At 63.5% G+C, this 11,750-nt stretch carries 8 protein-coding genes and 1 pseudogene; 1 reads left to right on the forward strand and 8 read right to left on the reverse strand.

Annotated features, from left to right (window positions below; genetic code table 11):
* From Q8O35_RS04905 to Q8O35_RS04935, 7 genes are all read right to left on the reverse strand, one after another.
* Positions 1-1,326: methyl-accepting chemotaxis protein (locus Q8O35_RS04905; protein WP_305571242.1), on the reverse strand; the 1,326-nt coding region annotated here is incomplete at its 3' end.
* A gap of 350 nt (positions 1,327-1,676) precedes the next feature.
* The gene (locus tag Q8O35_RS04910) at positions 1,677-3,446 is read right to left on the reverse strand and encodes a methyl-accepting chemotaxis protein (protein ID WP_305571244.1); all 1,770 of its coding nucleotides are present in this window, start codon (positions 3,444-3,446) and stop codon (positions 1,677-1,679) included.
* 153 nt (positions 3,447-3,599) lie between these two features.
* Complete coding sequence (serB, locus tag Q8O35_RS04915) at positions 3,600-4,814, reverse strand: phosphoserine phosphatase SerB (protein ID WP_305571246.1); 1,215 nt, start codon at positions 4,812-4,814, stop codon at positions 3,600-3,602.
* A gap of 9 nt (positions 4,815-4,823) precedes the next feature.
* Complete coding sequence (locus tag Q8O35_RS04920) at positions 4,824-5,030, reverse strand: hypothetical protein (protein WP_305571248.1); 207 nt, start codon at positions 5,028-5,030, stop codon at positions 4,824-4,826.
* Between the two features lie 87 nt (positions 5,031-5,117).
* Entirely contained in the window at positions 5,118-8,312 is a 3,195-nt protein-coding gene (locus Q8O35_RS04925; protein ID WP_305571250.1) for a molybdopterin dinucleotide binding domain-containing protein, read from the reverse strand.
* Positions 8,305-9,546, reverse strand: coding sequence for an NrfD/PsrC family molybdoenzyme membrane anchor subunit (gene nrfD, locus Q8O35_RS04930; protein WP_305571252.1), 1,242 nt, complete (start codon positions 9,544-9,546; stop codon positions 8,305-8,307). Before nrfD ends, Q8O35_RS04925 begins: the two co-directional genes overlap by 8 nt.
* Positions 9,547-9,555: 9 nt before the next feature.
* Positions 9,556-10,311, reverse strand: coding sequence for a 4Fe-4S dicluster domain-containing protein (locus Q8O35_RS04935; protein ID WP_305571254.1), 756 nt, complete (start codon positions 10,309-10,311; stop codon positions 9,556-9,558).
* Positions 10,312-10,568: 257 nt separating this feature from the next.
* Here Q8O35_RS04935 and Q8O35_RS04940 point away from each other — a divergent pair, with 257 nt between their 5' ends.
* Positions 10,569-10,898 carry a recombinase family protein gene (locus Q8O35_RS04940; RefSeq protein WP_305571256.1) on the forward strand — a complete coding sequence of 110 codons (330 nt, stop codon included), beginning with the start codon at positions 10,569-10,571 and terminating at the stop codon, positions 10,896-10,898.
* Positions 10,899-11,155: 257 nt separating this feature from the next.
* Here the strand turns inward: Q8O35_RS04940 and Q8O35_RS04945 are convergent.
* Positions 11,156-11,750 (reverse strand): annotated as a pseudogene (locus Q8O35_RS04945) (hypothetical protein); the annotation flags it as partial.

Raw genomic sequence — 11,750 nt, forward strand, 5'->3', positions numbered from 1 at the left:
GGCGTTGAGGGCCAGCAGGTTGGTCTGGTCGGCGATGTCGGAAATGACGTTCATGATCTGGCCGATGCCCTCGGCCTGCTTGCCCAACTGGCCCATGTCCTCCTTGAGGGACATGGACACGCTCTGCATGGTGTTGATGCCTGCCACGACCTGCCCCACGACCTTGGACCCTTCGCCAGCCTTCTTGCGGGCGGATTCCGTTGATTCCGCAGCCTGGGAGGCGTTTCTGGCCACCTCAAGCACTGTGGAGTTCATCTCCTCCATGGCTGTTGCGGTTTCGGCCACGCGGGAGGCCTGGACCTCGGAGCCCCGGCTGGACTGCTCCACCTGGGCGGACAATTGCTCGGAGGCGGAGCTGATGACTTCCACCACTTGTTCCAATTGTCTGGCGGCCTCGATCATGCCCTGGGCCTTGGCGCGTTCGGCCTGCGCCTTGGCTTCGTTGGCCTCCTGGGTGGCTATTTGCGCCTTGCGGGCCTCTTCTGCGGCCAGGACGCTCTTCTCGTCCGACTCGGCAATCTTGGCATTGAGGTTCTGAACCATGTGCCGCAGGCTGTCGGAGAGCTTCCCAAGCTCGTCGTTCTGGCGCACCTCAAGGGTTTGCTTCAGGTTGCCCTGCGCCACGGACTCGGAGAAACTCACGATGACGCCCAGGGGCCGCGTGAGGGACCGGGTGAGCAGGAATCCGAGCAGGAGGCCGAGCAGCGGGGCCAGCACGGCCACAATGGTCATGGTGCGGAGACTGCTGTCAGCCTCTGCTATGCCTTTCTTGCTGTTTTCCTCCGACTCCTTTTTGGCCTGGATGATGAGCTGGCCCAGAGTGTCGAATAGGGCGCGGTTCACATCAATGGATTTGTTGATGATGTGGGTCACGGCCTTGGAGTACTTGGCTTCATTGGTGGGGTCGGCTGCGGAGTCCTTGAGCAGGGCGAACCCCTCGGTGTTCTGTTCCGCAGCCTGGGCGAGGATGCTCTTCAGGTCCTGCAAAAGTTTGGTTTCTTCCGGTGATTTGGGGACAGCTTCATACCGGGCCATGGCCTCGCGATAGATCTTTCTGGCTTCTTCTATGTTCTTGTACTGCTGTTCGCGGTCCTGGGCCGAGAGCTCGCGCACCAGCAGCGTGCGCTGGGCCACGATGACGTTGCGCATGTTGAAGCGCACCTGGGCCAGCGCCTCGATGCTGGGAACGTCCTCGCGGGTGATGGTCTCCAATGCGTTTTCGGCTTTCATTATTCCGGAATAGCCCACGAGGCCGACCACCATTGCGAGAACTGCGACCATGACGAAGGCCGTTATCAGCCGGACTCCGATGCGAATATTGTTCATGTGATGATCCTCGTTGTTGTGCTGCGTGGAATGTAATCAGGTATCGACGGCGGCCGACTGCGCATAGGGGAGTATAATAGCTTTGATGCAGCGCTCGGGTCAAGATGGCTGGCGTCTGATCATTATCGCTATCGGTTGTTCACCTTCGCGTCTTTAGCCTGCGACTATATGTGTGCGGCGTGGAGGTGTTGGAACTGCGTGCAGGGTGTCGAATACTGTGAAGTCGATCCGCATTTGGCGTCGCGTGCGCGCATGCATGGGGTGCGCCGGTTTTGGCAGGGCATGAAATAGCAAAGGCCGGGCATCCGCAGACGCCCGGCCAGTGTGATGCAGGGGGGAGGAGGGTCGGCCTAGCCGCCGCGCTTCATGGTGTCGATGAGTCCGCGCAGGCTGCCGGCCTGGGCCGCAAGGTCGCCCACGGCCAGGGCCGACTGGCGCATGGCGCTGGAGGTCTCGGTGGAGATGCGGTTGATCTCCTCTATGCTGCGGTTGATTTCTTCGCTGGCTGCAGACTGTTGCTCGCTGGCGGCGGCGATGGAGCGCACCTGGTCCGTGGCAACTTCCACCAGGCGGACGATCTCCTGCAGGGCCTCGCCGCTCTGGTTGGCGAGAAGCGTGGCGTTCTCGATGGTGGTGACGGCGCGTTCAACGTTGTCCAGGTTCTTTTTTGTGCCCTGCTGAATGCCGGTGATGGCCGCGCCCACTTCCTGGGTGGCGGTCATGGTCTTCTCGGCCAGCTTGCGCACCTCGTCGGCCACCACGGCAAAACCGCGTCCGGCGTCACCCGCGCGGGCGGCCTCGATGGCGGCGTTGAGGGCCAGCAGGTTGGTCTGGTCGGCGATGTCGGAAATGACGTTCATGATCTGGCCGATGCCCTCGGCCTGTTTGCCAAGCTGGCCCATGTCTTCTTTCATGGTGGAGGAAACGGTCTGCATGGTGCCGATGCCCTGGACCACCTGGGCCACGATCTTCGCGCCGTCCATGGCCTTGGTGCGGGCGTGGCCCGAGGAGTCTGCGGCCTGGGAGGCGTTTCTGGCCACCTCAAGCACAGTGGCGTTCATCTCTTCCATGGCAGTGGCGGTTTCGGCCACGCGGGAAGCCTGGACCTCTGTGCCGCGGCTGGACTGCTCCACCTGGGCGGAGAGCTCCTCGCTGGCGCTGCTGATGACCTCGACAACCTTCTCCAGTTGCGTGGCCGCGTGCATCATGCCCTCGGCCTTGGCGAGTTCAGCCTTGCCCTTGGCCTCCACAGCCTCGTCGGTGGCGATGCGCGCGCGCTCGGCCTCTTGGGCCGCGTGCAGAGACTTTTCCTCGGCCTCGGCGATCTTGGCCTTCATGGTTGCCACCATGCCCTGCATGACGAGGTACACCCCGCCTTTTTTGTCTTGCTCGCGGAAGGCCACGTTCAGGTCGCCGCCGGCGATCTTGCCCGCCACCTCGGCCAGGTAGCCGGGGTCTTCGCCCAGCTGGGCCATGACGCTGCGCACCAGCAACAGGCCGAAGGTGATGGAGGCGAAGAAGCCCAGGGCCATGAGCACGTAGGTGAGCTTCTCCGCTGCTTTGGCGTGGGCGTCGTTGCTATCGCTGATGGTCTTGGCCTGTTGGCTCTTCGCCGCGATCATCTTGTCCACGGCGGCCTGCATGGCGCGAGCGGCAGTGCGTCCTTCCGTGAAGAGCAGCGCGCGGGCCTGCTCTTGCTTGTTGCTGGCGTCGAGCTCAAGCACCTTGTCGGCCAGATGGTAGAACTCTTCTTTGGCTGTCTTCATCTCCTGCATCAGCTTCCGCTCGTCATCCGAAAGCTGGTAGGTGTCGAAGTGGTTCAAGTCGGCGGTGATCTTCTCGCGGAAGGTGCGCACTTGCTTCTGACCAAAGGCCTTGGCATCGTCCGTGTTGGCGTCCACCAGCTCCACCATGTTCAGCCGCAGGCGCTGCAGGGTGGTGGAAATTTCGCCGATTTCGGCCAGGGGCAGGGTGGCCTGCTGGTACAAAAGAGTGTCGGCGGCGTTGACATGCTTCAACTTCACGATGCCGAAGGCGCCAATAGCTACTACAACTAACGAAATTAAGAGGAAGCTGGCCAACAACTTTGTGCGAAGCTTGCAAGCGAGAAGTATGTTCATTGGTGCTTCCTGTTTTGGTTTGATTGAATTGCGGAAGACAAGGCTTTATACCCGCAGCCGTTGTTGTGTCTGTACGAATTTTGTGCATTGCGTAGTCCGCGGGAGGGAGATTCCCGGCGCGGCATGCATTCACATGCGGATTCGCGTGGTGGGTTAGCCCAGGGTTTCGCGTTCGCGGAAGCCGATGAGGTAGAGAATGGCGTCGAGGCCCAGGGTGGAGATGCTTTGGCGCGCCCCGGCCTTGACCTTGGGCTTGGCATGGAAGGCGATGCCCAGGCCCGCGATGCCCAGCATGGGCAGGTCGTTGGCGCCGTCACCCACTGCGGCCACCTGCTGGAGGCTGATGCCCTCCTTGTCGGCTAGGCGCTGCAACAGCTCGGCCTTGCGCGCGCCATCGACAATGGGCCCGATGACCCGGCCCGTGAGCAGGCCGTCCTTGACCTCCAGCTTGTTGGCGAAAACGTAGTCGATGCCGAGGAGCTGCTTCAGCCTGTCGCCGAAATAGGTGAATCCGCCGGAAATGATGGCGATTTTGAAGCCGAGGCGTTTGAGGTTCGAGATGAGCCGCTCTGCGCCCTCGGTCAGGGGCAGGTTCTGGGCCACATCCTCCAGCACGCTGGCGTCCAGGCCCTTCAGGAGCGACAAGCGGCGGCGCAGGCTCTCCTTGAAGTCGAACTCGCCGCGCATGGCCCCTTCCGTGATGGCCGAAACCTCCTCGCCCACGCCGAAACGCTTGGCCAACTCGTCGATGACCTCCACCTGAATGAGGGTGGAGTCCATGTCAAAGGCCACCAGCCTGCGGTTGCGGCGGAACACGTTGTCCTCTTGCAGGGCTACGTCCACGCCCATTTCCGCAGCCATTTCCATGAACTCGCGGCGTATGGCCGCCCAATCCGTTGTGCTGCCGCGCACGGAGAACTCCACGCAGGCGGGCTTGGCCTCGCCCCCGTTGGCCAGGGAAATGCGCCCCGACAGGCGGTTTATGATGTCGATGTTCAGGCCGTGGCGGGCCAGCGCTCCGGTGAGCCGGGAAATGTGAGCCGCCTCCAGCCTTCTGGCAAGGAGGGTGACGATGTGCCGGGGGCGTCCCTGCACGCCAACCCAGGTTTCGTAGCGGTCCGGCCCGATGGGCGTGAGCTTGAGGGTGATGCCCAGCTCGTGGGCCTTGAACAGCAGATCCTTGAGCACCGGCGCGGCCTGGGCTTCGTCGGGCAGGGCCACCAGCATGCCCAGGGTGAGGTGGTCGTGGATGACCACCTGGCCGATGTCCAGAATGTCCACCCCGCAGGCGGCCAGAACTCCGGTGAGCACCGAGGTGATGCCCGGGCAGTCTTCGCCTGTGGCGTGGATGAGGATGATTTCGCGCATGTGTCGTATCTACCTATAATAACTGGGCTTGCCCTGGTGCTGCATGGCCTCGTGTGTCGCAGTAATGTGAGGCAGCCCCGGCGGCTTGCCCCTGGTCTGTACAACTGCCGGAAAGCGCCCTGTGCTGTCAATGTTCCCAACTAAATCCTGCTTGCTGGGCTTCTTGCTGGGAATCCTGATATGCAGCACCTGGGCCATGATTTCGATGATGGTCAAGCGTCGTGCAAGGGACGGGAACTGAACTCCCACACGCAAAAAGCGGGCGGAAGCACATGCCCCCGCCCGCGCTGTGAGTTGTTGGGACTAGATCTTCACCAACTTGACCTGGCTCTGGTAGAACACGGCGCTGCCGCCCACGGGGTCCACCAGGCCGGTGTTCTTGAGCACCGGGTCCACGCGCATGGCCGCGTTGGCGTGCACGCCCCCGGCGCGGCGCTTGTCGCCGGGGATGGTCACGCCGTCCACGGTCTGCGCCCCGGAGCCGTTGGCCCAGTGGCCGAAGCCCAGGGCAAAGGCGATGTGGCCGGGCCGGATGCCCTCCATGACCTTGACCTTGCCCACCATGGGCTTCTTGGTGTTTGGTCCCAATTGCCAGACCCCGTCCGGATTGCTGGGCGAGGTGACTCTCACCAGATCGCCAGTCTTGAGGCCCAGGCGCTGGGCATCAACTGTGTTGATCTCGATGGCGTTCTCCGGGAGCGGCCCCAGCGTCCAGTAGTTGCCGCTGGTGCGGCTCTTGGTCTGGGTCACGGCCTTGTAGGTCAGAAGCGTCAGGTCAAAGCCCTGCTTCTCGTCCTCCAGCATCTTGCCCATGCAATCTGCCGGGCCGGGCACGTAGTCCGCATAATGCAGGTACGGCTTGCCGGTCATGGAGTTCTTGGTCTTGAGCTGGTTCTCCAGGTAGATGCCCAGCATCTTGCCGTACTTGTTGGCCAGCAGGCCGTCCTTGTAGCCCTTTTCGAAGTCCTGGAAGCGGCCGCCCCGGCCCAGCACCGTGACCACATGGGGCCACAGCTCCTCACCCACCACAGCCTTCCAGCGCGTAAGGTCGAACACCGTGGCGGGCAGGTGGCGGCGGCTCTTGGCAAAGAGGTCCAGCTCCTCCTTGGAGGCGGCGGGCACCTTGTCCGCGCCCTCCTCCTTCTCGCCGTAGGCCACGTTGGCCACCATGCGCAGGTACAGGTCCTCCTCGCGCTTCAGGTGCAGGCCGGGACCGAAGGCGTTCTCGCCGAAGCCCGGCAGCTTCATCTTCTCGGCGATGCCCAGGAACAGGGTCTCGATGCTGATGGGCATCTTCTCGCCGAACACGGTGACAGCCTCAGGCAGGGGTTCGACCACGGGCTGGCGCACGGGGAAGACCTTGAACGGCATCGAGGGGTGCGATCCGGAGAATTCCCAACGCTCCAGGTAGGTCAGGTCCGGGAAGATGTAGTCCGAATACATGCTGGTCTCGCCCACGCCGATGTCCGAGGTGATGAACAGCGGCAGCTTCTTGGTGTCGGACAGGATGCTGATGAGCTCGTGCCCGGCGGGCAGGGAATAGACCGGGGTGCCCATGTACAGCATGAGCGCCTTGATGGGGTACGGGTAGGCGTCGCCGATGCTGGGGATGACTTCCTGGTAGACGTCGGAGCAGAAGGGGTACCAGACCCGCTTTGCCGGGAACTTGTCGAACAGGGTGGTCTTGTCAAAGGCCTTGCCGCCCCGGATGATGTCGATGCCGAAGCTCTTGGGGGCCTTGGCCTTGCCCACCTCAAAGGGCTGGCCCGGCTTCTTGCCCGAGGCGTCGTAGGTAGTGGCCTTGCACAGGCCGCCCATGTGGTCATGGTTGCCGATGAGAATGTTCACCAGGAACCAGGCCATGACGTTGTAGAAGCCCGAGGTGTGCTGCGAGGCCCCGCGATGGATGTCGGCCACGGCCTTCTTGCCGTGGCTGGTGAACTCGCGCGCCAGGTCGGCAATGTCCGAGGCCTTGAGCCCGGCGATTTCGGCCCACTGCTCAGGCGTCTTGGCCGAAGCGACCTCCTTGTAGACCTGGAGCACGCTCTTGACCTTCATGCCCTTGACCTCGGCCTCCACCAGCAGGTCGCCCTCCACGGCGTTCTCCTCGTGGTTGGGGTCGAAAGCCACTGGATTGCCGCCGGAGAGGACCACGAAGGCGTCGTACTCGAAGTCCTTGTCGTCCTTGTCCTTGCGGATCTCCTTCTTCAGGCCCAGGTCGGACCCGCGCAGGTAGGCGCCGGGCTTGCCGTCCTCGCCCACCTTCACCAGCCAGGCGGCCTGGGTCCAGGTGGGCTCGTTGTCGGCCTTGGCCGCCGCCTTGTTGGCGTTGGCCAGGTAGCGGGCGTCGAAGCGGTTGTGCTCGATGATCCACTGGATCATGGCCATGGCAACTGCGCCCACGCCGCTGGACTTCACAGGCAGCCATTTCCAGGCGCGCGAGGCGGTCTTGGAGCAGCGCGGGTCGATGACCGCGAAACGGAAGCTGCCGTCGGCGATGCCGTCGGTCATCATGGGGACACGGTTGGTCGGGCCGTAGTTGGCCTCATACGGGTTGGCGCCAACGAATATGGCGAACTCGGAGTTGAGCAGGTCGGCCTGCCAGTAGAACTTGCTGCCGCCTGTCCACTTGCCGTCGGTGTACTGGTCGCTCATGGCTTTGCAGCTGAAGTACAGCGAGCCCTGGCACACGGTGGTGTGGCCGTGGCGGTTGTTGGTGCCCAGCGCCCCGCAAAACCGCTGCACAAAGTCGCTGCGCCCGCCCTTGAGGCGGCCCCAGTTGAACACGAACTGGTTGTTCTTCGGCCCCATGTCCGGATGCTCGGGGTCGATGAGATGCTTGAGATTGTCCGCGTGCTTGGCCTTGAACTCGTCCAGGGGCATCTTGCCCTTGGCAACGGCGTCGGCGTCCTCGGCCAGGGCCTTGGAGGCCTCCGGGTCGCGCAGGGTGCAGATGTCCTTCAGGCCCTCCACCTTGCCCTCGCCGAACAGGTCTCCACCCTCCACGACCTCGGTGATGGCCTGGTCGAAGGGGATGGACTTCCACTTGCCCTCGCCGCGCTTGCCCGCGCGCTTGAGCACCTTGACGATGCGGTAGGGGTCGTACTGGGTTTGGATGCCAGCCTGCCCCTTGGGGCAGAGCGCCCCCTCCACCGTGGCGGCCTTGTCCAGCGGAGTCTTGTAAGAGATGTGCGGGTTGAGCGTCCACGGATTGTACGGGTTGCCGTCGATCTTGGCGGCCTTGCCGTCCACGATCTTCACCTTGATGCCGCAGTTGGTGTTGCACTGCTGGCACACCGAATAGAGCTGGTTCTCCGGGTTGGCATGGATGTAAGCCCCGCCCTCTGCTGCCTGGGCGTCTCCGCTGAAGGCCTGGTGCAGGGCCAGCGCGCCTGATGCGGCGAGGCCACCGGCCAGGGCCGAGCACTTCAGGAACTTGCGGCGGTCCATCTCCACGGGGCCGGGTGCGGGACCGTTGATTTTGGCGTTCCTAGACATGGGATTGCCCTCCATTAAGCGGCCCGGAAACGGGCAGGTAGCGGGTGCCCAGGGCGAAGGCCAGAACCCCCGAAGACACGACCCAGAGGCTCACCAGCCACTCGTTCAGATTGGGGACGTAATCGGCCGAGAGCCGGGCGTGTACATAGAAGGGCTCAAGGCCCTCCAGCCGCGTCACGGCCAGGTCGGCCACCACGAAGTTGAAGCGGAAGCTGATGAAGGTCAGCACGATGAGGGCGCAGGCCCAGGCCACGGCCTTAGGGCTGTCTGCTCCGCCGCGCAATAGAATCAACGGCAGAAGCCCGCCAAGGCACAGGTGCATGAAGCCGAAGAGAAATCCGCTGCCACTGCTTAAGATGCGCTCCAGGGCGAAGGCCGCGTCTGGTCGACCAGAGGCCGAGGCCACGAAGAGCTGCGTCAGCTCCAGAATCAGGAAGAGCACCAGCAGGTGGAACACCACCCGGCCCAGTCCCAGTCCCGCCTCGCGTCCTTCCTCGTCGTCCCCGCGCAGGGCAAGCATGAGGAAGGCAAGCAGCGCGCCACCGGAGAGCAGTGCCGCAACCACGAACAGCGGCGGGGTCAGGGCGCTGTTCCACAGGGGGCGGCCCGGAACAACGGCGAAGAACACGCCGTTGGCCCAGTAAAAGAGCAGGCCGACGGGCAGGCTGACCCAGGACAGGCGCTTCACCAGCCGTTGGTCGGACTCGCGCTCGGCCGGGCCGTAGACTGTTCGCCCGAAGCTGAGGAAGCGATACAGGCCACGGTAGCAGCGGGTTTCATCCGCCGCCCATGCCACCATGGTGCCACGGATGAGCAGACAGGTCTTCGCCAGGTACAGGGCCAGCAAGGCGATGAACAGCACCATCATCCAGAACATCACCGAGGCCGGATTGGGCGAGAGGAAGAAGCGATAGAAGGCCCGGTGCATGGTGCCAAGGTCGAGCAGAATGAACTGGACCTCGCAGAGCAGGGCCACCAGCACGGTGAAGGCCGCCAGCGGCGCTGCGGCCTCGAACTGCTTCTGCCCAAAGACGTAGGCCAGGATGGTGACCAGGAAAGCCCCGGCCGAGAGGCCCAGGAACAGCAGGTAGAAGGCCACCCATAATCCCCAGGGGATGACCGAGCCGAAGGCCACGGGCGTCAGGCCATGAAGCAGGCGGTCCACAAGGCCCCAGCCTCCGACCACCAAACCCGCCACAGCCAGCACTATGAGCTTGTTGTATATTTTGTCCATGACTTCCCCCTAAACCAGGTAGTAAACGGCTGGTTTGGTACCAAGTTCTTCCTTGAGTCGCATGACGCGGGGTGAGCCGATGAGCTCCCGGACCAGGGCCTGGGGATCGTTGCGATCGCCGAAGTAGGTGGCCCTGCCGACGCAGGTGGTGACGCAGGCGGGCAGCATTCCCACGGCTAGGCGGTGCAGGCAGAAGTGGCACTTCCGGGCGTTGCCCACGGGCGAGTCGCGGCGGCTGCGCGGTTTCCACGCCTCGCCGTATTCGGCGGCGGGCTTTTCCTCATACCCGGCAGCGGCCCACTCGCCGCCAGCCGTGACGCCCTTGACCGCAGGCACCTCCTTGGCGTGCCACTCGGCAAAGTCCGAGGTGCGCGCACCGTAGGGGCAGGCAGCGAGGCAGTAGCGGCAACCGATGCAGCGGTCGTAGTCGATGACCGTGACGCCCTGGGCATTCTTATATGTGGCCGTCACCGGGCAGACCGTGACGCAGGGCGGGTTGTCGCACTGCAGGCAGGGCCGTGGCTGGAAGCTGCGCCGGACGTTGGGGAACTGGCCGTGCTCATGTTCGGTGACCGGACGGTAGATGACGCCTGGCGGCAGCTTGTTCTCCACGGCGCAGGCCACTGTGCAGGCGTGGCAGCCCGCGCATTTGGCCTGGTCGATGACCATGATCCAGCGGACCGTCTTCTGGTCCTTCTCCTTGGCCCGTTTCAGGTCCTTTTGCATCCGGATCAGCGGATCTTCTTTGGCCGGTTGTCTCGCCATTCTGCCCTCCTTGGTTGCGTTCGCATGCATCTGGTTGCAACGCATGGCGAAGTTCGCCTACTTTGGTAGGAATTTTGACTCCTATTATCCCCATTACAATGTTGTCGCGGGTAGGTCAATGAGTATAGGTAAGAATGTGGTTAGGTTGTTCGGATATTTTGGTGCAAATATGTGAGGGGTCATGGCGATGCCTGTCGACCCCGGTCCTCCCCCGGTAGGGGGCCAAACGTGTGTAGGCCCGGGGCTGGGCATGTTTGGTGGCCAGGGATGGCCATGCCCTGTCAGGGCCAGCCGGAGGCCCACCATGGGGCCACGTCTTCTCCATCGACCGCCTTGCCCGCAACCTCCAAGACCTCCTGCGGCTCCTGGGCCAGCTCACGGACAAGGGCGTTACGGTCCAGTTCATCGAGAGCCAGGTTCCGGCGGACGTCCTGCTTGCCCTCCGGGAGCTTGGTATCCATGTCCTCCCTGTCCATGACTCCGTGATCGTGGGCAGGTCGAACAAGGGCAAGGCCAGGGAGGTCATGCTCTCTTGTCTCCTCAGGGGAACAGGAGTGCCTGGGATCTTGGGGGTGGTAAGGGAATGACCATGAGCACGTTAAACTACAGGCACTTGGGGAGACCGCCACTCTCCTTCAGTGGGACCCGTAAGCTATGACCGACTGGAGCCAGCGCAAGAAGCGCAAGCAGGACGTGAGCGCCCGCGCCAGCGTCCCAAACCACATGTACGGCTCCTGCCGGGTGATCCACTGCGGTAAGCCTGCCAGAGCGGGGACAGCGGACGGCCTGGACGAGCGGTACTGTCGTGCCCATGCCGACCACAACCAGCGCCACGGCAGCCCGCTCAAGGGGTCGTACACGGCCAAGGAGCTGAACCCCTACCGCAGGGCGGCCCTGGCCTGGATGAGAGTGGGGTCCACCCAGGCCCCTTCGAGGGCTTAGAAGCGATCCTCCGAGATGGATCTTGTGCCACGTCCGCCGGGAGGATGAGCTGGCGTGAAATGCCGCCGGTTGTCATGACGAGGTCACGGAACTGCGTCACCGAGTCCGCCCTGGTCCACAGCCCCACGTACCCGCCCACCTGCTTGGCGGCATCGTACTCAAGGACAGGTCGCCCATCCACAAGGCAGACGATCCTGTTCCCGCGCACCTGCACTTCCAGGCGGGTCCAGCGGCCTGCCGCCACCGGCAGCTCGGTCTTGGCGCGCTCCAGCCTGCGGTTGTCCACGAACTCGAAAAGCACGGCGTTGTCCTCCAGGGCGTTGACCCGGAAGGCGAAATAGTTGCCGGAGTTCTTCAGGCCGAAGGCGAGGCCGCCCGCCCTGTCGATGCTCCCGGCCTGGGGCAGCACCTCCACTTGGAGGTCGGCGTCGCGGGCCTGGACATTGCGGGCCACGGCCAGGGGGAAGTAGGCGTAGGCCTCAATGCCGTCCAGGAAC

Source organism: Humidesulfovibrio sp., assembly GCF_030689645.1.
GTDB lineage: Bacteria > Desulfobacterota > Desulfovibrionia > Desulfovibrionales > Desulfovibrionaceae > Humidesulfovibrio.